Here is a 21415-nt window from a genome sequence, read left to right as displayed (position 1 = left end):
AGAATTCCGAGTTCGGTACTCCTTAATTCTGGTAGGTGCGCAATGAGAAGGGGATATAAGCGTTGTTAACGCGGATAAAGCGAGAATATCCGCGTTATACTTAAGCTAAATTTGAATGGTTATTTCTGAATGTGATTGACCCGCACCACCGGGGGCGTCATTTTCTTGTCCAGGCTACCGTTAATACTGATCATGTGATCGGGTTTAACCGTACGCCCATCAAATACTGCCTGCGGTATAATCACCGCAATATTTCCCGTTTTATCCCGGAAGGTAAATTTATCCCCGCCCGACCCATCAATCAGATTTCCGCGCAGCGAGATGGTCGCACCATCATGCATGCCTTTCGCCTGCTCAACGGTCATAATTCTTGCGTCGTCGGTGCCACGATAGCCGTCATCCAGGGCATGTGGCGGCGGAGGGGCTTCGCCTTTTTGCAGTCCACCGTTATCGTCGGCCCAGGCGGCGGGAATCATTAAACTGCACACCAGCGCGGCAATCGGTAATTTCATACTGACCTCCATGAGTTAACAACTTGACTTATTAAGCCTGGTTGCTATTCCTTATTCTGACAAACTGGAACACTCCTAAAGCATTTTGTTCTTACAAATCAGCTGGCTGTGATGCAGACAAGCGAGGCGGTTGAGGTGGAAAATGGCAAAGTTGACAGAAAAAGATGAACCCTTACCCGGCGTTAAAGAGGATCATTTTGCGCTAAATTTTGAAGCCGGCTTTCAAAAGATCGGCTTTTTTGTTTTATTGGCCATTTTATCAGGTGCGCTTGCGGGTATTTTCTCTAATGGTTATTTCAGTTCGACAGAGAAATTAAATCATACCCGCGCGCTGAGCGTTAATTACGATCGTTTCGGCCGTCTGCAAACGGAATTTCCGCTTCATTTCACCGTGAAAAATAACGTGGCAGATAAATATGTATTCAGCCTGGGCGGGGATTTTACCGATCATTTCCAGCCTGGCGTCATTTCTCCACAGCCGGACAGCATGTACAGCCGGGGAAATACCCTTTATCTGGTCTATAACAATGTAAAAACGGAAGGCGATTTTTCCGTGTGGATGTATGTTACGCCGACGGTGCCTGGAAAAACCACCATTACTGCGGGCGTCAATGGCGAACCTGCGCTCTCTTTCTGGCAATTTATTTATCCTTAAGGGGCAAATATGGAAATGGTCTTACGGGCAATAGCGATCTACCTCATTTTGCTGGTGGTGTTTAAGGTCGCCGGACGCCGTGCATTATTACAAATGACCAGCTTTGACCTGATATTATTATTAATAATCAGTGAAGCGACCCAGCAGGCCCTGCTGGGTGACGACTTTTCCGTGACCGGTGCCATGCTGACCATCATTACGCTGGTGGTGGTCGATATGCTGTTTGGCTATATGAAGAAATTCATCTCAGGTGCGGAGTCGGTTCTCGATGGCTCTCCGGTCATTCTGGTGGAGAACGGCATTCCGCTTGCGGACAAAATGGAAAAAGTGGACGTCTCCTGTGACGATATTTTAGTCGCTGCCCGGCAAAATCAGGGCATCACTGAACTCAGCAAAATCAAATATGCCATTCTGGAACGTAACGGGCATATTTCTATTATTCCCGTTGAAAATTAAGAAGAGGTCATCATGAGCCGAAATCCGTATAACGAAGCTAAAACGCCAGGGGAGCTCACGAAACAGGTCGCAAACGTGCTGATCGAGCAATCACTCTTTCTGACCACCGCGGAGTCCTGCACTGGCGGTAATCTTGCCACTGTGCTCTGTGCCGAGGAGAACACGGCCGCTTTTTATGACGTCGGGTTGGTGGTATTTAGCGACAGCGCAAAAGAGAAGCTTCTCGGCGTCAAAGCCTCAACGCTTGAGAAATACACGGCCGTCAGCGAGCAAACGGTGATAGAGATGTCAGAAGGCGCTCTGGCGCGCGCCGGTGCAGATATCAGCATTGCCATTAGCGGCTATGCCGGCCCCGATGGGGGAGACGACGGCACGCCGGCGGGCACCGTGTGGTTTGCCTGGAATTTTCGTGGCAAAGCGGAGGCGCAGCGCGAACACTTCACCGGCGATTGTCAGGATGTGGTGACGAAAGCGGTGAGCTTTGCTCTGGCAGGGCTGGTGGACAGACTTTCAAAATGGAAAAAAAGCCAGTCAGCATAATTGATTCTAAAAAAGCAAAAGCCCCGAAATCGTCGGGGCTGAGGCGGAGAGTGTCACGTGACGGGCTATTTTTTCGCTTCAACGCCCGAGGTTTCAGAGCGAACGAGAAACTCTTCCGTTGTTTGCGGAATATGACGAAGCAGCCAGTCTGCCATTTCGCGCTCCTCGGCAAGGATGCCCTCCAGCGCGGGAACTGACGCCGTGTCGCCGGCCCGTTTGGCCGCAGCCAGCAGGCTGGTGTAGCAGGCGATTTCAAACTGTTCAAAGACGTAGCCGCTGATCGCGCCTTTCACAATTTCATCGGACGGGAACATACCGCCGATGGATTGCCCCAGTGCTGCCATCTTGCTCATGGAGTCTTTAATCACCGAACGCGAAATATCGTTACGGTCAAGAATCTCCTCCAGCACTGCAATCTGCCCTTTCGTTTCAGTCAGATGGAGTTCAATACGGCTGCGGAGATCCGGGTAATTATCAATACGGCTGGACATCGATTCGAGCATGGACTCGGCTTGCTTTTCCATCGCATGCGCATCGCGTAGCCAGTCATGGTAATGTTCTACGGGATTCATCATCATATTCCTCTTATGTTGTCTGTCTCGTCGAATCAGGCTTTTGCTTTCTGGTTAATGCTGCTTACCGCCAGGTCGGTTAATTTCAGATCGGTGCTTTTCTCTTCTTCCAGCGTTGCGGTTAAAAGTTTCACCGCGTTTTTGTAGCCTAACTGCTGAGCCAGTGTCGCGAGGGTGCCGTAGCTGGCAATTTCGTAGTGTTCGACTTTTTGTGCCGCCGCAATCAGGGCCGCATCGCGCACCTCGTCTTTCTGGGTACTTTCGATCACTTCGTTGGCTTCTTCAATCAGGCCTTCCATCGCCACGCATTTCATACGCTTGATTTTGAGGCCCTGCTCCTGTTCGACAATCTGGTCAATACGCTCTATTTGACCCTGCGTCTCTTCCAGGTGCGCTTTAAAGGCGGCGCTTAGCTGTTCGCTTGAGGCTTCGCGAGCCAGTTTTGCCAGCGCACGGGTAAGCTGTTTTTCTGCACTATAGGTATCTGAGAGTAAATGAATAAAAACATCTTCGATGGTTTTCATATTCATACGTAATCCTTAAAGTCAGAAAAATACTGCGAGCCATATGACTCGCAGATAACATTTTATTGAGAAGCAATTTGTCAGGATAAATTAAGATTTATCTGACTTATTGTTTCCGCTGTGGCTGTTTTGACCACCTTTTTTGCCTGCTTCAGAGGCACGCTGCGGATCGTTCTTGAAATTACCACCGCTGTGCTGACCACCTTTTTTACCAGCGTCAGATGCTTTTTCACGATCTTGTGCGAAATTACCGGAACCACCACGTTGCTCTGCCATAAATGAATCCTCATCATGTTGTGTTGACTTCATTTCGATACAAAGGCGTATCTGTTGTCGTTCAGGAATTAAGGTTAGCGTTTATTTCGCAAACGGTTTGGTAATAATTTCCGGCGCAGCATCGATTCTGTCGATAAAGTGCGTGGATATATCGCTTCGCTTAAGCGGAATATATTCCATTGAAATTAGTCAACTGCACACGATAAAAACCTGACGCTTTTTGCCCTTTATTTATCCCTAAACGAAGCGGCTGTATTTACATAACTTTACGTTATAAGGGGGCCGATTTTGTCCTTCTTGTGCCGTTTACGCTCGCCCGAATGCGGGAAGTTGCAAAAGGGGTTATCAAAGCCGGAGACATGTGATACTAAGAATGAGAACACCATAAAAACAGAAAATACAGGGTACCTACCGCGTGACAACTCAAAAACTCGCCAGCAGCGTGCAAGGTCTGCAATCATCTGCCATCCGTGAACTCCTCAAACACAGTAAAATGCCTGGCGTTATCTCGCTGGGCGGCGGCATCCCTAATCCTGAGCTGTTTGACCACGAGGGACTCAAGATGGCCGCCGACGCGGTGCTCTCGACCCACTTTGGTGAAGCATTTCAGTACGGATTAAGCGAGGGTTATCCCGCGCTTCGGGAAGCGATCCAGCAATTATCCGCAGACCGCGGCATTCAGTGCGCCGCTGATGATGTGGTTATTACGTCCGGGTCGCAACAATCGCTGGATATTTTAGCGCGTGCGTTAATTAATCCCGGTGATACGGTTATTGTTGAACGGCCCACCTATCTTGCGGCGTTGCAGGTATTTAGCCTTGCTCAGGCGAATATTAAATCGGTAGGCACCGACGGCGAAGGAATGATTGTCGACGAGCTTGAAGCGCGCGTGGCGAATAAACCGGTGAAAGCGGTCTATATCGTGCCGACCTTCGGCAATCCGGGCGGCGTGACATTATCGGAAGCGCGTCGTAAAAAGCTGGTTGAGCTGTCTAAACGTTATGATTTCGTTATTATCGAAGACGATCCTTATAGCGAAATAAATTATACTGACGAGGTTTTTCGTCCTTTAATGGCACACGCAAAAGCCATTGGTAATCAAGACAATATCGTTTATACCTCAACCTTCTCAAAAATATTATCCCCGGGCACCCGTGTCGGCTGGGTCATTGTGCCGGAGTGGTTAAAAAGAGCCGTGGTCAATCTGAAACAGACCACCGATTTACACACCAGCACGCTGTCGCAATTAATGACGTATGAGTATTTAAAAACCGGGCGACTGCCGGGGCAAATAGCGATGATCCGCGATGCATATCGTCACAAATATCAGCTTTTTGCCAGTGAGCTTGAAGCTGAATTAGGGGATGTACTCTCTTTCCATAAGCCGAAAGGTGGGATGTTCCTGTGGGCGAAAATGAATAATGGCCTGAATACCACCCGCTGGCTGGAGAAAACGTTGAGCAACGGCGTGGTTTACGTGCCCGGTGAATTCTTCTACTGCAACGATCCGGACTACGCCACGCTGCGCATGTCGTTCGTGACGGCCACCGACGATCAGCTCAAAGAGGCGGTGAAACGTCTGAAAGCATCCCTGTAATCCAGATTGCGCATGACGGCTGCCAGCCCGTCATGCGCCTTACCTGAGCGTCACGCTGCTTATCGCTCCCTCAGCGCCTCCTTGGCCCGATTAAACGGCTTAATCAGATAATCCATCACCGATTTCTCGCCGGTTTTGATATCGACCGTGGCGATCATCCCCGGGACGATTGAAAAATGGCGCCCGGCTTTATTCACCAGGTAATCCTGGCTGGTCCGAATAAAGACGCGGTAATAGAACACTTCCGGCTTGGCTTCATCCTGAATGGTATCCGGCGAGATCGTCTCGACGATGCCATGCAAACCGCCGTAAATGGCGTAATCGTAAGCGGTGATCTTCACCAGCGCTTTCTGATTAGGATGGATAAAGGCAATGTCACGCGGTGACAGGCGGGTCTCGATCAGCAAATGATCGTCTACCGGCACGATCTCCATCAGTTCGCCGTTGGGAGGGATGACGCCGCCAATGGTGGTGACTTTGATATTCTTCACGATCCCACGAACGGGGGACCGTACCGTCAGCCGCGTAACGGAATCTTCCCGGCCTTTCAGAACGGCGCTCACCATATCGACGTCGGCGTTCGCCTTCGACAGCGCCTCGCGCGCCTGCACATAATATTGTGAACGCACGTCGGTGAGTTTCAGTTCGAGATCGCTTTTCTGACGCTGTAGACGCAGCTCTTCAACATGGCTTGCCGCGCCGGTTTTAATCAGCCGTTGCGTGATCGCCAGCTCTTTGTTCGCCAGCGCCAGCGCCGTTTTTAACTCTCTTTGGGTATCTTCAAGCTGTGCCCGACGCGAGGTATAAAGCCGGGTTTCGGCGGCAATCAGATCCGGCCACTTTTGCAGAGAGGGGGGGAACTTCAGCGGCTGGTCGTTTACTTCCGCCGTCAGGCGAATACTGGAGGCGAGCGAGGCGCGATAGCGAGCTGCGCTTTCGCCCACGTTGGACTCCGAACGGGTAGGGTCGAGGCGCGCCAGCACCTGACCTGCCTGAACCTGTGCCCCTTCGCGGACGTTCAGCTCCGCCAGTATACCGCCGTCGAGTGACTGTAAAACCTGCTCGCGTGAGCTCGGAATTACTTTGCCCGTGCCGGTGGAGACCTCGTCCAGAATGCCATACCACGCCCAGACGCCGGCCACGATAAACAGCAAAAGCGTAAAAATGACAATGTTTCGCGCGCCGGTATAGCCGCTTTCCGAATCAAGCGCATTATCCAGATCGTCCATTGCGGCGACGTCACGCTGACTGATTTTCATTTTTCCACTCCCGTCCGGTTGCCTGCTGTTGCTGTTGCATACGGCTGTTGTTTAGCGCCTGCGCTTTAGGCGCGTCCATGACCAGCATGCCCTCTTTCAGCACGACCACGCGTTCTACCAGCTCCAGGACGGGCACGCGGTGGGTGGCGACCACCAGCGTGCGATTGCCCAGCCATTCGCCAAGGCGCTGGATAAACTCGCGTTCGGTGTGCTCATCCAGCGAGGCGGTGGGTTCATCGAGTAAAACGATATTGGGGTCGCGCAGGAACATGCGGGCCAGCAGGATGGACTGCCGCTGCCCGCCGGACAGCCCGACACCGTTTTCCATGATGGGATAGTCGAGCCCTTTCGGCAGCTTCTGCACAAAACTGGCCGCACCGCACATCTCCAGCACGGCGAAGATCTCTTCGTCGGTGGCGCGCGGCATGCCAAGGGTGATGTTTTCGCGCAACGTTCCGTAAAACAGCCGCGCGTTCTGGGTCATCAGGCCGACATTGCGGCGCAGATCCGCCACGTCAAGGTGGGGCAAACTGAGATCGTCCAGCCTCAGTTCGCCGCTGGCAACGTCCATCCCGCCTGCCATCGCCTGTAACAGCGTCGATTTGCCGGCACCGTTACGCCCGAGGATCGCCACTCTCTCGCCTGGTTTAATCTCCAGACGATTAATGCGCAGCGCCATGCGGGGATCTTCCGGGTGATAACGGAACTGAGCCTGATCGAAAAGATAATGCCCACGCAGCACGTCCTGACGGATCGGCGTCTCTTCCCGCTGGTTCTCCGTGGGTAACTGCATAATGCTGTCCAGACCCTCTTTCGCCGCTTTGACCTGCTGCCAGCGCGCCAGCACGCCGCAGAGCGTGGCCATCGGGGCAATCATGCGCGAGGCCAGCATTGAGGCGGCCACCACGGAACCGGTGGTCAGCGTGCCTTCAATCACCATGGGCGCACCGACGACGATCACGCCTGCGTAGACCAGGCTCTGGATAGTGATGCCCCAGCTGATCAGGTTTTGCGTCAGTTCGCGGGTCTTCAGCCCCGATTCGGCGGTGATCTGGATATAGCTGTTCCATTGCTGCAAAAAGCGATTTTCCGCCTGCATCAGCTTGATATCTTCCAGCCCTTGTACGCTTTCCACCAGGATGGCGTTACGCAGCGTTGACTCATGGGCCGACTGTTTTGCCAGCGCGGCGAGTTTCTTTTGCAGCAGTAAACCGGGCAACACCATCAGTACCGCCGCGACGGGCGCAATCCACGCCAGCTGCGGGGCAATGATGGCAAGCACCACCACGAAGAGTAAAAAGAACGGCAGATCGACGATGGTGGAAATGGTCGAGGAGGTCACCATCTCGCGGATCTGCTCCAGTTCTCGCAACTGCGAAATAAAGCTGCCGGTGGAGCGGGGGATTGCGCTATGACGCAGGCGCAGCGCGTGGCCGAAGACCCGATCGGAAACGCGCAGATCGGAGCGTTTTCCCAGCAGGTCCATAATATGCCCACGCGCCACGCGCAGTACAAAACCGAACAGCGTGGCGATCAGCACGCCTATGGTGAGGACATAGAGCGTGGGGTAGGACTGAGCAGGGATCACCCGGTCGTAGACCTGCATTGAGAAAATGATCCCGGCAAGCGAAAGCAGGTTGATAAATAGCGCGGCCAGCATGACCCAGCTATAGGGACGCAGATCGCGCATCACCAGCCGGTAAAGCCAGTCCGGACGGTATTTTGAGATATACGCATCTACGCGGCTGTCCTTCAATGCCGCCAGCGGTCGCAGCGCCACCACGTGCCGGATATCAGGCAGCAGGGCACTCATCGACACGCGGTTGGTGTGCACGTGGCTGTCAAAAAAACAGATCTCCAGCGTATCTTCACCGTCAAAGTGCTCGATGACGCCGACTTTACCGTCGCTCAGGGCCACGACCACCGGCAGACGCCAGCTGTTAATGGCGTGCTGATCGGCGGTCAATAACTGAAAAGAGAGCCCGGCTTCACGCGCCAGTTGGGTGAGGGCGGGCACCATCGCTTTGCCTTTAAGCCATGGCGCACCGGCAATTAACGCGCCGGGCGAGCATGAGACGCGGTAGCGGCTGGCTACGTAACCAAAGGCCTGCGCCCAGTGTTCCAGTTCATCATCGGCGATCGGTTCGCCCTGCGGAATATCGGTTCGCTTCATGGCTGGATCTCCACAGTCTGGATGGTGCGATTTTCAAGATCGAACGAATGACGCAACCGGCCGGTGTTGTAAAGGCAGTTGAGCTGGAGTTGATGCAGCTGTCCTGCGGTCTGCTGCTGGGTGAAGCGGGCCTGATAAACCTCCTGTTCAGCATTGAGCACGTCGAGCAGCGGGCGCGTGCCCAGATCGAGATACTGTTGCTGATAAAGCTCACGCGTGCGGGCGCTCAGGGATTCCTGGCGCGCCTGGATTTGCAGGGTGCTCATCAGGCTCAGGATCTGGCTGCGGGCTTCCAGCAGTTTTTGCCGAACGTCGAGGCGGGTACGTTGTATGGTGGATTGCGCCGCTTCGACCGCGTGTCCGGCAGCGTTGCGCCGGGCGGTAAGACCTCCCCCCTGGTATAAAGGCATCTGCACTTTAACCCACGCGGAATATTGCGTGCGGTCCAGCGAATCATGACCGGCATATTTGTCGTTTAAATAGTGGCGCACTTCCGGTTCGAGCGAGACGGTAGGCGTCATTTGCGCATTGGCATAATCGAGGTTGGCCTGCGCCACGTTGGCCTGTGCCCATGCGGAGAGCACGGCAGGCACCAGCCGATCGTCTGGCTCGGCGATATCACAGCTGCGATTCAGGCTTTCCGGGAAGTCGTTACTGACGCTATTGAGGTTATTCCAGCCAAGAAAGCTCATTAACGTGGCGCGGGCGCTGTCCAGGCTGGCCTGGTACTGCATAAGCTGGGCGCGTGCGCCTTCGATACGCGCATCGGTCTGGACCACGTCTGATAAGGAAGTCGCGCCTTCATCGTTACGCTGGCGGGTGAGGCTGCCGATTTGCGAGAGGGCATCGAGCTGTTCTTTGGCGGTATCCACCAGTTGTTGCCAGGTTTGCACCTGCACCATGGCGACAGCCGTATCGTGGGCGATGGTATCAATGCTGACCAGCACATTGGCCTGCTGCTGGGCCACCCCTGCGCTTTCAGCGCGGACCTGACTTGCCACTTTGCCGAAGTCATACAGCATTTGTGACAGCGACAGCACCAGCGATGGCGTAAAGCCATCGTCTCCGCCGTTACGCGTATAGCCATTATCCATGCCGGCGTTGATCTGGGGGTAATATTTGGATTTGGCGACGTCGACCTGCTCGGTTTGTTCGTAAAGTTTGCCTACGGCTTCGCTAATGGCAGGATGCCAGGTGACGGCCCGATTCACCGCTTCGCCGAGTTGCAGCGTACCGGGGGCCGCTTTGCTGGCGTTAGGGGCCACGCGACCGTTAAGCGAGGGGAGTTCCTGGGTTTCACTGAGCTGTCCGGTGTTTATGACGGAAGCAGGATTCGCCGCGAGAACGGGCACAGATATCAGGCAGCACGAAAGCCACCAGTAAGGCATCTTCTTTCCCATGTCATATCCCTATTAAAAACGTACTGCTTTATTGTTTATGCCCGGGCGATAAACGCCCGGGTCATTTGGTGCACGTGCTATCAGGTAATAATGTGGTTCTGGTTAACCAGTTCGTCGTAGGTCGTCTGAACGTTATCCAGAGTGACAAGCGCAGTATTAGTGTAGGCACTCCCTGCGCCATCACGGTCGATGGAGATCACAGTATTGCTACCGCTCTGATTAACATGGACATAGTTCCCAAGCGTTGAGGCGCTTCCGTTCCAGCCAACCAGCAGATCGCCGATGTCGATTTTATCGCCCTGGGCCAATGAGAAGTTGGTCCAGTGATCCCCGGTACTGTTGCCCGCCGTGGCGTTCCCGGCCGTATTGTTCAGCACCTGGTAAATCAGCGTGTCGGCATACGCGGTGCCAGTGATGACGTCGTTATGCTCGGAGCTGATGAACTGCGGTGCCATGTTGATGGTCAGCGAGGCGTTATCAGTTTTGCCCGTTGGATCGGTTAGCGTGTAGTTAAAGACCTCTTTCGATGTGATGCTTGAGAGTGAGACACCCGCATTCAGCGCATAGGTATAATGTCCGTCTGCGCCAATGGAGAGCGTGCCGTAATGGCCCTGAACATTCACCGTCGCGGCGCTGGTGGTGTACGGGTCAAGCGTGGTGGTGATCCCCGTATAGCCGGTGATGCTCAGACGAGTGTCTACGGAGTGCAGCTGATCCATCGCCCCTGCGGAATCGGTGCCGTCAAAGATATTGCCGTTGACGGTATGGCCGCTGGTGGCGTCGAACTGGGTCAGAGAGTAGCTCGTCCCTGTCACGCTCGGGGTGATGGTCACGTTACCCAGACCCAGTGCAGGCATGCTGCCGGTATAGCTCAGCGTGTAGGTTCCCGCGTTAAGATCAAGACCGGTCAGACTGATGTTCGCAGTACCGCCCAACAGCAGGCCGCCGCCAAAGGAGCCAGAACGTACCGTGGTGCCCCCCTGCGACAGCGTCCAGTTCACCGTCAGACCGCCCAGCGTCAACAGTGACGCCACGTTAAAGTGCAGCACCACGTCATGCAGGGCGGTGTTAGGATCCACGACAAAGGTCCCGCTACCGTTACCGCTTGTCGGTGCCAGCAGCGCCGCCGACCAGCTGGCGGTGCCGACGGTAGTATCGGAGTAGGCCGACGTGTGGTGAACGGAGGTGACATCCATCACGGCGCTGATATCGTTTACCGCATCCATTGCTCTGGCGGTCGGCGTAATGTTCAGTGAAGCGGTATCTTTCGCGCCATTTGGTGCCGTTATGGTATAGACGAAGGTATCCGGTGTGCTGATGCTATCGACGCCAATACCGCTCTTCAGGGTATAGGTATATCCACCCTGCGCATTGATGGTCAGCGTACCGTATTCTCCCTGAATCGTCGTAACGCCAGTCCCATTAACCGCGACGCCGTTGACCTCGGTAACCAGCGTGCCTGATGGTGCAATATCATCCGCCAGCACGTCCCCGGTGGTGCTCGCCCCCACGCTGGCGACGCTGTAAACATGATCCTCCAGCACGTTGAGGGTATAGGCGGTGAGGGCGGTGATACCTGCAGCCGTGTTCAACAGGAACAGATATTCGCCCGCAGGCAGGTTAAGCGTCAGTGCCGCCGAGGTACCGCCAAGCAGCGGGGCACGCAGCCAGTTAGAGACGACGCGCATCTGCTCGAAGGTTTGCGTGGCTTCGTTGAACTTATAGACGTACAGGTCGAAGACCGATGCCAGCGCGACACCGCCCACCGAGGCCTGAATTGTCATGGTTCGGGTGGTGCCTTCCTGCACGTTGTAGACGATAGGGTTGCTCAGATCGTCCAGCAGGTTCAGCCCCAGCGTACTGCCCAGGTTGATCCCGACAACGGTGAAGCCACCCTGCGAGGAGGTCCCGTTATTGATGGCGCTTACGGTGGTATCAAAGGTCAGAGATCCTGTGTCATCGACTGCCACCAGGTTATTGGTGGTGGTATTTTCACCCAGAGAAATGACCAGGTTAGCGGAGGCGGTGGCCCCGTTATGGCCAATGGTATAGGTGAAGCTTTCCGTGCGCCCAATGACCGCTGCGCTGGTGTTGGTCAGGTTGTAGGTATAAGTGCCGTTGAGGTTCATGGTCAGGGTGCCATACAGCCCCTGAATGACCGTTCCGTCTGCGGTCACGTTTACCGTCTGACCTTGTGCGTTGGTGACCGCCGTGACGGTGGTACCTGCCGGCGCGTTGTCGCTACCCGCTGTCTGATCGCTATCAAGGATAACGTTCCCCGCCTGGCTGGTGGTGCCGGTGACGGTTCCCGCGCTGGTCTCTTTCACATCCACATCAACGCTGGTATAGGACCCGGTCGCCAGCAGATTGGTGTTATAGCTCAGGACGCGGTACTGACCGTTGGCAAGCCCGTTCAGGTTCAGAGACACGCCGGTTGCCCCCAGGGTCAACAGGTCAGCAAACTGCGGCTGCCCGGTATCGACCACGGTGGTCCAGGTGTTATTGACGGCATCCCAGCGTTGCACCACCAGTTCCAGGGTATTCAGCAGCGAAAGAACCGCACCGGTCGCGTTGGCATTGACCGAGATATCCGCGCTGCCGCCGCTACCCACCGTAAAGCCGACCTGCGCGGTGTCATTACCCAGTAGCGTCAGCACATTGCCGACGGCACCCACCAGCAGGAACCCGTAATCGCTGTACTGAGCGTTAGTGACCGTCGCCGTGGTGGTCAGAGCCAGCTCTTCAAGGTTATTGCTGGCGGACAACGGCACCACTGGCGCAAGTACTGAGCCAGGCAGTGAGGTATTCCCTGCGGCATCGGTCGCGGTGATTTGCAGTGTCTGGCCTTCCGTTTGTTTATTCTGGAAGGTGTAACTGTAAGTCCCGTTACTGTTTGCGATGGTGGTAACGGTCGTGTTATTCCCCAGGGAAATGGTGACGGTGCTGCCTGCCTCAGCGGTACCGGTCAGGACGCTGCCATCGGCATTGAAGGTCCCGTTAGGCGCAACGGGCGCCACGGTATCGACAATGACGGTGGTTGGCATGGAGACCGGCCCGCTGCCGGTGCCATTTGCCGCAGAAGCGGTGAAGGCATGCGACCCTTCGCTTAACACCGGCGTGGTGAAGGTCCAGTTCCCTGTGCCGTCCGCCGTAACGGTACCCATCGCCACGCCGTTGTTATACAGCGTAACCGTGGAGTTCGGCTGCGCCGTACCGCTCAGGGTTGGGGTCGTATCATCGGTGCTCTTACCGTTGGTCACATTCCCCAGAACGGTGCCCACATTATCGTTAATGGTGGCGATCACCGGCGCGTTAGGCAGGGCGGTAATCGGCGCGACGACGCTGGACGTCAGTCCCGCATTCCCGGCCTTATCGGTTGCAAAGGCCAGCAATGTTTCATTGTTGGTTTGCGCCGGTGAGATAGTGACGTTAAAGCTGCCCGTGCCGTCGGCCGTAGCGGTACCCAATACGGTTCCCGTGCTGGTGGTGATGGTGACGGTACTGCCCGCTTCGGCGCTACCCGTCACGTGCGTCCCGTTGGTGATCACGGCCAGGTTAGTTGGCACCAACGGCGCGGTGGTATCCACGGTGATGGAGGTGATGGACGATGGGGCGCTTACGTTACCCGCCGCATCGGTGGCCGTGGCGGTGAAGTTATGCTGGCCTTCCGTCAGCGTGGTCGTGGTTTGCGGCAAGGTCCAGTTGCCGCTGCCGTCCGCAGTGACGGTGCCGACCAGCACGTTGCCATCATAAATATTGATGGTGGCGTTGGGTTCGGCGGTGCCGTTCAGCGTTGGGCGGGTGTCGTTAGTGGGGTTACCGCCCGTGACGGCACCGGTGACGGTGCCCACATCATCCACCACGCTGGAAATGACCGGCGCGTTAGGGGCGGTGGCATCAACGGTAATGTTGAAGCCTGTCGTCGGCGTACTGACGTTGCCTGTCGGATCGGTCGCGGTCAGCGTCAGCGAGTGCGGGCCATCGGCCAGGGCGGTGGTAGGGGTAAAACTCCAGGTCCCGTTCGTGGCGACGACGCTGCCAATCTGCACGCCGTTGTCGAAGATTTTAACCGTCGAGCCGATTTCGGCGGTGCCGTTCAGCGTTGGCAGGGCATCGTTGGTCAGTTGACCATTGGTCAGTGCCACCGTTCCCCCGACATCGTCCGTAACGGCCAGCAGAACCGGAACCGTCGGAGGCGTAATGTCAATCGTCAGGGTAAAGGTGGGCGATGATGCGCTGACATTGCCTGCGGCATCTGTCGCCTGAGCGTAGAAGGTATGCGGACCGGTGTCGAGGAGTTGGGTTAGCGTAACGTCCCAGTTGCCGGAACCGTCCGCCGTGGCGATACCCACCTGGGTGGCGCCTTCAAAGATGCGTACGGTGGCGTTCGGCTCGCTGGTGCCGGTGAAGCGGGGCAGCCTGTCGTCCGTTGTCTGACCGCTGCTCAGTGGCCCGGTTACGCTGCCTTCATTGTCGACAGCCTGCACTATCACCGGTGGCAATGGCGCGATGTTATCTACGATCACCGTAAAGGCAGGGGATGCCGGACTCACGTTGCCTGCCGCATCGGTGGCCGTTGCCGTCCAGCTATGGCTGCCGTTGCTGAGAGCAGGCGGCGTGAAGCTCCAGTTACCGTTAATATCTGCGACGGCGGTACCCACCGGCGATCCATTTTCATAAAGGGTGATGGTCGCGTTCGCCGCCGCGGTGCCGTTCAGCGTTGGGGTGGTGTCGTCGGTGGATTGTCCCGAGGTGACCGGGGTCAACTGCGTGCCGACATTGTCCGTCGCGTTGACAATCGCTGGCGCTGGTGGCGCGAGGGTGTCTACGGTCAGGTCAAAGGTGGTTGCCGTTGGGCTGACATTCCCTGCGGCATCGGTGGCGCTAAACGTCAGGGTATGCGGCCCCTCCGGCAGTGGATCGGTGGGGGTGAAGGTCCAGTTACCCTGGGCATTCACCACGGCGGTACCCAGCGGCTGTCCGTCGCTAAGAACCGTGATGGTAGCCCCGATTTCGCCTGTGCCGTTAAAGGTTGGGCGGCTGTCGTTGGTGGTGCCGCCAGACGTCAGAGCCCCGGTGACGGGCCCGACATCATCCAGTACGGTGGTGATAGCCGGAGCCGTTGGCGCGGCGGTATCGACCGTAAAGGAGAAGAGAGGCGAGTTCGCCGAGACGTTGCCTGCGGCATCGGTGGCATTGACGCGAATATTGTAAGTGCCGTCCGTCAGCGCCGAAGGGGTGTAGGTCCACACGCCGTTGCCATCAACAAGCACGGTATCGATTTCGACGCCGTTGTTAAGGATATGCACGGTGCTGCCAGCCACGCCGGCACCGGTGATCGTGGGTGTCGGATCGTTGGTGACCTGGCCCGAGGTCAGGTCACCCGTTGCGCCGCCCGGTACGTTATCGTTGACCGATGTGATCGACGGTACGGCTGGCGGGGTAAGGTCAACAATCACGGTATAGGTGTTAGAGCTGGCACTGACATTTCCCAGCGGGTCGGTGGCGATTACGTTAAAGGTATGCGGACCTTCGCTCAGTGCGGTCAACGGCGTGAACGTCCAGTTACCGCTTGCGTCAGCGATGGCGGTACCCACCTGCGTACTGCCTTCAAAAATCGCCACGTTGCTGTTGGCTTCCGCGGTACCGGAAAGCGTAGGCGTGGTGTCGTCCGTTGTGCCGCCGGTAAGGACAGGACCGGTCACCGTACCCGCGTTATCCGTTGCACTGCCGATCACAGGCGTAGTGGAGATGTTATCGACCACCACGTTAAATGCCGGCGATGCGCCACTGACATTGCCCGCAGGGTCTGTCGCGGTAATGGTCAGCGCGTGAGGGCCATTGCTGAGTGGGCCAGGAGGCGTAAAGCTCCAGGTCCCGGTAGAGCCGACCAGCGCGCTGCCGATCGGCGTTCCATTATCGTAAATGGTAATGGTATCGCCAGCCGTTGCGCTGCCGCCCAGGGTTGGACGATCGTCGTTAGTCGCCTGGCCGCTGGTCAGGGGACCCGTGCCCGGGCCGACGTCATCCGTCACGGAGCCAATTTGCGGCGTATCAGGAACGGTCAGGTCGATGGTCACGGACGCGGCCGGAGAGCGCCCGCTGGTCAAACCGTCCAGCGTGGCGGTGGCCTCGAAGGTGTGTGGGCCTTCCGCCAGATCGCCGGTCAGGGTATAACTCCACGCACCCGTTATCGCGTCGGCAATTACCGTCGTCAGTGGCGTCAGGCTACCGTCCAGGTAAATCGTAATTGTCGACCCTGCTTCCGCGGTGCCATTAATCGTTGGCGTGGGGTCGTCAGAGGTTTTGCCGTTAACGTCGCCAATGACATCACCGACATTATCGATAAGCGTCGTGATAACCGGCACATCCGGCAGATTATCGGGCCCTGTGACGACGTCATACGGCGCGGGAAGACTTTCGTTGCCCGCCGCATCGGTGGCGGTGACGGTCAGTTGGCCTGCAATAAGCTGCGCCGGACTGAGCGCAATGGAGAAGTTTCCGCCCGTGGCCACGCCGGTGCCAATAATATTGTTGTTGGCGTCCCGTACGGTAATAATTGTTCCCGCTTCCGCGGTCCCGGTCAGCGGCGTACCCTCGACGGCCAGAACCATATTCGCAGGCGCGTCAGGAGTGCCCGTATCCACGGTCACCGCAACGGTAGAACTGCCCGACGTATTGCCCGCCGGGTCGGTTGACGTGACGACTATGGTGTGTGCCGCATCCGAAAGCACCACATCCGGCGTCCAGGTCCAGCTGCCATCCGGTTGCACCGTAACCGGAACGGTAGACGCTACGCCATCCACGGTGACGATAATTGTGGCGCCCGCCTCGCCCTTGCCCGTCAGGACTGGGGTATTGTCATTGGTGTAAAGCACGCCATTGCTCAGGGTGCTGTCAGATATGCTATCCACCTGCGGCACCGTTGGCGGCAGCGTATCAACGGTGACCGTAAAGGCCGGGCTGAGCGGGCTCAGGTTGCCTGCCTGGTCAACGGCAGCCACGGTGATATTCAGCGGGCCGTCCGCAAATGTTGTGCCCGGGGTGTAGGACCACTCGCCATTGACGACAGGAACCCGCACGACTTCCACGCCATTATTATAAATAATGACCGTATCACCTGTGGTGCCTGTGCCTCCAATGGTGGGGGTGTTGTCGCCTGTGACGCCACCGGTCTCTTCGCCACCGACGGCGCTAATGACAGGCGTGACTGGGGCGACGGTATCCACCGTAATGTTGATCGGCACGGAAGGGGCCGACACGTTCCCGGCTTCATCCGTGGCGGTGGTCGTAAATTGATGCGGGCCTTGATCGAGCCCAGTATCTGGTCTCCAGCTCCAGTTGCCATCCGCGCCAACCGTGACGCGTCCCACTTCCTGTTGTGTGGTTCCCCCATTCAGACTGTCATAAATAATGATGACGTCGTTGGCGGTTCCGGTTCCGCTCAGGACAGGGCGTCCATCGTTAGTGGCGCCGCCTTCGGCCACCGGACCGGTGATTTGGGTGACGTTATCGGTGACGACTGGCGTAGATGGCGTATCCGGGGCGACGGTATCGATCACGACCGTCACCGGCTGGGACGGTGCGCTTTCGTTACCCGCGCCGTCTTTATTGGTGACGGTTAAAGAGATGTCATAACTGCCGTTGGTCAGCGGCGGAACCGGCGTCCAGGTCCACTCGCCGTTACCGTCGACAGTCACTTCGTCGGGCTGTTTTACCCCGTCGATATAGATAGCCACGGTATCGCCAGGGGTGCCTGTTCCGCTCAGCACTGGCGTGGTGTCACGAGTAGGCTCGCCTGGATTCAGTGGGGTGCCGGTTGGATCGTTGTCCGGATTAACGGTGACGTCCGGCGCGTCCGGCGTGGCGGGCGCAAGGGTATCGACCACCAGGTTAAACGGCAGTGACGTCGACGAGGTCCCGGCTTCATTGGTGGCGACCACGGTGAGGACGTGGGTGCCGTTGGTCAGCGGAGTGGTCGGCGTAAAGCTCCAGCCGCCGTTGCCGTCAAGCGTTGCCGTTCCCAGCAGGGTGGCGCCATCGTAAACGGTAACGGTGGTTCCTTCAGGGACGGTGCCCTGGAGCAACGGCAGCGTTTCATCCGTTGGAGAACCGCTGGTCACCGGGCCCGTAACATCACCGGCGTTATCGGTGACGGAGCCAATGGTGGGAAGGGCCGGTATGGAGGTATCAACGGTGAAGGCAAAGCCACCTGATGGCTGGCCGACGTTGCCGGCATTATCGGTCGCTGTTGCGGTCAGCGTGTGGGAACCGTCAGGAATCACCAGCGTTGGGGTGAAGGTCCATGCGCCTTCCGGGCTAACCACCGTCGTACCGATTTGGTTGCCATCCAACAGAATACTGATGGTTGCACCCGGTTCCCCGGATCCATTAAGCGTAGGGCGGTTGTCGTTCGTGATGGCGTTCGGGGCCAGCACGCCGGTCGTGCCCTCTACATCATCCACGACCTGACCGATCACCGGCGCGGCAGGCGCGGTCAAGTCGATAGTGACGCTCCAGCTATTCGAGGTGCCGCTTGGATTGCCCGCTTCATCAATGGCGGTGGCGGTGAAGACGTGCCCCCCGGCAGGCAAATTCGCTGACGGCGTAAAGGTCCAGACCCCCGAATCCGGGACAATCAGCGTGCCGATTTGCGCGCTACCATCGAAAATAAAGACGCGTGTGCCGGCTTCGCCCGTGCCCGTCAGCGTTGGCGTACCGTCATTGGTGGTGCCGTTGTTCGCGATTGGGCCGACCGTGTTCTGAACATTATCCTCGACGGCGGTGATAACCGGCGTTTGTGCAGGGGTGGCGTCAGGCGCGTCGACCGAGGCCGTTGGTCCGGTATTTTGCGCTTTGTCCGTGGCATCTGCGGTCAGCGTTTCACCGTTCAGCTGTGCCGGTGAAACAGGAATGGTGAAATTACCCTGATCGTCAACAAGGCCAGAGCCAATTTCAACGCCATCCGGGCCTTTGATGCTTACCGTGCTGCCCGGTTCGGCAGTACCGGTGACCGTGGTTCCATCTTCAGAGACGTTCAGATTCCCCGGCGCTAACGGGTCGGTGGTGTCTGGCGCATCCGCCAGGCCCGGCTGCCCGGTGTTACTGGCGGCATCGGTGGCCACAACCTGCAAGACTTCAGCGTTGGTTTGTGGCGGCGCGATGGGCACCGTAAAGGCCCCGTTTGCATCTGCCTTTGCCTCTCCAATCACATCGCCATTGGGTGCCTTCACGGTAACGGTGCTGTTCGGCTCAGCGTTACCGCTGACGCTTGCCCCATCAGCCGAGACAGTAAGATTGGTGGGAGGATTCGGCGCGGTAATATCTGGCGCCGTCGCGGTGGCCGGAGTGCTGGCGTTACCGGCGGCGTCTGTCGCAACAACGGAGACCGTCTGACCATTAGTCTGCGGCTGGGTTAAATCTATGGTGAAATTGCCGTTACCGTCGGCTGTGCCAGTACCAACAGGCGCACCGCTTCCGTTGGTGATGGTAATGGTGCTGTTGGGTTCTGCAGTACCCGTTACCTGCGTACCAGCAGGGTTCAGCGTAATGACCGGCTGTGCGGGGGCAAGGGTATCGACAACAAAGTTAATGGGCTGCGAGATGCCGCTCTGGTTGCCCGCGGCATCAATTTCACGCACGGTAATAGAGTGTGCCCCATCCGTTAATGGGCTGCCAGGCGAGACGCTCCAGGTTCCATCTTCCGCGACAATCACTCTGCCGACTTCCACCTCTTTGTCATAAATAATAATGGTGCTGCCCGGATCGCCCTGGCCGGTTAAACGCGGCTGGCTGGCGTCGGTAGTTTGTCCGGCAGAAATGACGCCGCGAATTGACCCGGTTTCATCGTTGACGATAAAGGCACTCGGTGTGGCTGGCGCGGTGATATCAATCACCACCGTAAAGACAGGGGAGGCCACGCTGGCGTTACCCGCGACATCAGTGGCGATAACGGTCAGCTGATGGTTCCCTTCACTCAGATTGGTTGCCGGGGCGAGGCTCCAGCTGCCGTTGGCATCTGCCGTCACGGTGCCGATGGCAATACCGTTATCGTAAAGAGTGACGGTCGAACCCGCTTCGGCCGTACCGGTAAGTTGCGGACGCTGATCGTTGGTGCTGCCGCCATTGCTGATGGCCCCTGTCACAGGGGCAACAGCATCGGTGACACCGGTAATTGCCGGCGCCGCTGGGGCAATCGTATCCACGATGAAGTTCACGGCGGCAGACGGTGCGCTGGTGTTGCCGGCGGCGTCCGTGGCCGTGGTGGTAAGGGTGTGATTACCGTTGCTCAGATCGTTTGACGGCGTAAAACTCCAGTTACCGCCAGCGTCGACGGTGGTTGTGCCAATCTGCGTGCCGTTGTCATAGACGGTGATGGTAGAGCCGGCTTCGCCGATGCCGCTGAGGGTAGGGCGCGCATCGTCCGTACGCTGACCGTCGGAAAGAGGACCGGTCTCGGCGCCGACATCATCATTCACGATAACAATATCCGGCGCGTCCGGCACCGTGAGATCGGGCGCGGTGACGATGACTTCCTGGCTGACATTGCCTGCAGGGTCAGTTGCCGTCGCGGTGATCGGCTCGCCGTTGGTCAGCGGCGTCCCCAGCTCAATGGTAAATTTGCCGTCGCTGCCGGTTTGGCCTGTTCCGACAAGATTGCCGTTAGCATCTTTGAGCGTGATGGTACTGCCGGGTTCAGCCGTACCCGTTACGGTGCTGCCATTTGACGAAAACTGTAGATTTGAGGGGGCGCCTGGCGCAGTGGTATCGGGATCGCCAGGATTACCGGGGTTTCCTGGATTACCGGGCGTGGCGTCATCATCGTCATCCCCGCCACCACCACCACCGCCGCTGGCTGCAACGGCTATCCCGCCTGCAACGGCAAGCCCGCCCAGGGCCCATGGCCATATAGCTGCCCCGCCGGCATCAGATCCAGAGGAGGCCAGCAAGGCATCCGTCGATGCGATAGATTCATACTGTTCAACGGCAGCGGGATCTTCAATCCACCACAGTGCTCCGTTGCTCTCTTCGAGGACCAGTTGGCTGGCGCCCTGCGCATCGCCCACATAGAAGTTTTTAAGCGTAATCACTTCGCCTGAATTCAGGGTAACGATCAGATCGTTGCCGTTGCGGGCATACTGCGAAATGTCGGCTCGTTCCACGTGAAGCTTAACGATAGAGGAATGGCTCAGGGTAACCTGCGTGCCCTCCGTGGTGGTTTCCACGCCAGTCAGTTTCGAGATGACAGAGATTTGGCTCATATTGTTATTACTCCAGCAGAAGTTGTTTTAAAAGGTCTGCAAGACGGAGCCATCTCATTTCTGTGGGTAAAGTGCGCCCCCGGCAGAGGGGGTAGTTTATTTAAGCCCTCACCGTTACTTTTTTTTAGCGCGACCAATATCCGCCAGCTTTCAGAGCGGCAACATCTGGGCTAATCGAATGGTTGAATGT

At 57.1% G+C, this 21415-nt stretch carries 12 protein-coding genes; 4 read left to right on the top strand and 8 right to left on the bottom strand.

What is annotated here, in order from left to right:
• Window positions 1-119: 119 nt before the first annotated feature.
• Complete coding sequence (locus LZP96_RS18705; RefSeq protein WP_064327097.1) at window positions 120-512, bottom strand: YdeI family stress tolerance OB fold protein; 393 nt, start codon at window positions 510-512, stop codon at window positions 120-122.
• A gap of 142 nt (window positions 513-654) precedes the next feature.
• On the opposite strand from LZP96_RS18705, the gene LZP96_RS18700 reads away from it, so the two are divergent.
• Genes LZP96_RS18700 through LZP96_RS18690 form a run of 3 tightly spaced genes read left to right on the top strand, consistent with a single transcriptional unit; the run spans window position 655 to window position 2163 of the window.
• Window positions 655-1167: a hypothetical protein gene (locus LZP96_RS18700; RefSeq protein WP_064327096.1), complete on the top strand. Its 513-nt coding sequence runs from the start codon at window positions 655-657 to the stop codon at window positions 1165-1167.
• 9 nt (window positions 1168-1176) lie between these two features.
• On the top strand, window positions 1177-1623 hold the full coding sequence (locus LZP96_RS18695; protein ID WP_064327095.1) for a DUF421 domain-containing protein: 447 nt from the start codon (window positions 1177-1179) through the stop codon (window positions 1621-1623).
• Between the two features lie 12 nt (window positions 1624-1635).
• Window positions 1636-2163, top strand: a complete 528-nt coding sequence (locus LZP96_RS18690; RefSeq protein WP_064327094.1) for a 2-oxo-tetronate isomerase — start codon at window positions 1636-1638, stop codon at window positions 2161-2163.
• A gap of 65 nt (window positions 2164-2228) precedes the next feature.
• Here LZP96_RS18690 and LZP96_RS18685 read toward each other — a convergent pair whose 3' ends face one another.
• From LZP96_RS18685 to LZP96_RS18675, 3 genes are all read right to left on the bottom strand, one after another.
• Entirely contained in the window at window positions 2229-2735 is a 507-nt protein-coding gene (locus LZP96_RS18685) for a ferritin-like domain-containing protein (protein WP_064327093.1), read from the bottom strand.
• Between the two features lie 35 nt (window positions 2736-2770).
• The gene (locus LZP96_RS18680; protein WP_064327092.1) at window positions 2771-3265 is read right to left on the bottom strand and encodes a YciE/YciF ferroxidase family protein; all 495 of its coding nucleotides are present in this window, start codon (window positions 3263-3265) and stop codon (window positions 2771-2773) included.
• An 84-nt stretch (window positions 3266-3349) separates the two neighbouring features.
• Window positions 3350-3535, bottom strand: coding sequence for a con-10 family general stress protein (locus tag LZP96_RS18675; RefSeq protein ID WP_064327091.1), 186 nt, complete (start codon window positions 3533-3535; stop codon window positions 3350-3352).
• 415 nt (window positions 3536-3950) lie between these two features.
• Between LZP96_RS18675 and LZP96_RS18670 the strand changes: the two genes are divergently transcribed.
• Window positions 3951-5132 carry an aminotransferase-like domain-containing protein gene (locus LZP96_RS18670; RefSeq protein ID WP_258926221.1) on the top strand — a complete coding sequence of 394 codons (1182 nt, stop codon included), beginning with the start codon at window positions 3951-3953 and terminating at the stop codon, window positions 5130-5132.
• A gap of 59 nt (window positions 5133-5191) precedes the next feature.
• Here LZP96_RS18670 and LZP96_RS18665 read toward each other — a convergent pair whose 3' ends face one another.
• The 4 genes from LZP96_RS18665 to LZP96_RS18650 all read right to left on the bottom strand — a co-directional run bounded on the left by LZP96_RS18665 (window position 5192) and on the right by LZP96_RS18650 (window position 21225).
• Window positions 5192-6361, bottom strand: a complete 1170-nt coding sequence (locus tag LZP96_RS18665) for an HlyD family type I secretion periplasmic adaptor subunit (RefSeq protein ID WP_087892697.1) — start codon at window positions 6359-6361, stop codon at window positions 5192-5194.
• A 10-nt stretch (window positions 6362-6371) separates the two neighbouring features.
• Window positions 6372-8564: a type I secretion system permease/ATPase gene (locus LZP96_RS18660; protein ID WP_064327088.1), complete on the bottom strand. Its 2193-nt coding sequence runs from the start codon at window positions 8562-8564 to the stop codon at window positions 6372-6374.
• Window positions 8561-9964 carry a TolC family outer membrane protein gene (locus LZP96_RS18655; protein WP_064327087.1) on the bottom strand — a complete coding sequence of 468 codons (1404 nt, stop codon included), beginning with the start codon at window positions 9962-9964 and terminating at the stop codon, window positions 8561-8563. Before LZP96_RS18655 ends, LZP96_RS18660 begins: the two co-directional genes overlap by 4 nt.
• 80 nt (window positions 9965-10044) lie before the next feature.
• Window positions 10045-21225, bottom strand: coding sequence for a BapA/Bap/LapF family large adhesin (locus LZP96_RS18650; RefSeq protein WP_064327086.1), 11181 nt, complete (start codon window positions 21223-21225; stop codon window positions 10045-10047).
• Between the last annotated feature and the right edge of the window lie 190 nt (window positions 21226-21415).

It is taken from the genome of Huaxiibacter chinensis, assembly GCF_022171985.1.
Taxonomy (GTDB): Bacteria; Pseudomonadota; Gammaproteobacteria; order Enterobacterales; family Enterobacteriaceae; genus Enterobacter; species Enterobacter chinensis_A.
The sequence above is the reverse complement of the archived record's forward strand: the minus strand, read 5'-3'. Positions and strand labels throughout refer to the sequence as shown.

Bases quoted from the DNA above. Each gene is read 5' to 3' on its own strand.
- LZP96_RS18705 (WP_064327097.1), bottom strand. From the start codon at position 512: ATGAAATTACCGATTGCCGCGCTGGTGTGCAGTTTAATGATTCCCGCC.
- LZP96_RS18665 (WP_087892697.1), bottom strand. From the start codon at position 6,361: ATGGACGATCTGGATAATGCGCTTGATTCGGAAAGCGGCTATACCGGC.
- LZP96_RS18690 (WP_064327094.1), top strand. From the start codon at position 1,636: ATGAGCCGAAATCCGTATAACGAAGCTAAAACGCCAGGGGAGCTCACG.
- LZP96_RS18680 (WP_064327092.1), bottom strand. From the start codon at position 3,265: ATGAATATGAAAACCATCGAAGATGTTTTTATTCATTTACTCTCAGAT.
- LZP96_RS18655 (WP_064327087.1), bottom strand. From the start codon at position 9,964: ATGGGAAAGAAGATGCCTTACTGGTGGCTTTCGTGCTGCCTGATATCT.
- LZP96_RS18685 (WP_064327093.1), bottom strand. From the start codon at position 2,735: ATGAATCCCGTAGAACATTACCATGACTGGCTACGCGATGCGCATGCG.
- LZP96_RS18695 (WP_064327095.1), top strand. From the start codon at position 1,177: ATGGAAATGGTCTTACGGGCAATAGCGATCTACCTCATTTTGCTGGTG.
- LZP96_RS18650 (WP_064327086.1), bottom strand. From the start codon at position 21,225: ATGAGCCAAATCTCTGTCATCTCGAAACTGACTGGCGTGGAAACCACC.
- LZP96_RS18700 (WP_064327096.1), top strand. From the start codon at position 655: ATGGCAAAGTTGACAGAAAAAGATGAACCCTTACCCGGCGTTAAAGAG.
- LZP96_RS18675 (WP_064327091.1), bottom strand. From the start codon at position 3,535: ATGGCAGAGCAACGTGGTGGTTCCGGTAATTTCGCACAAGATCGTGAA.
- LZP96_RS18660 (WP_064327088.1), bottom strand. From the start codon at position 8,564: ATGAAGCGAACCGATATTCCGCAGGGCGAACCGATCGCCGATGATGAA.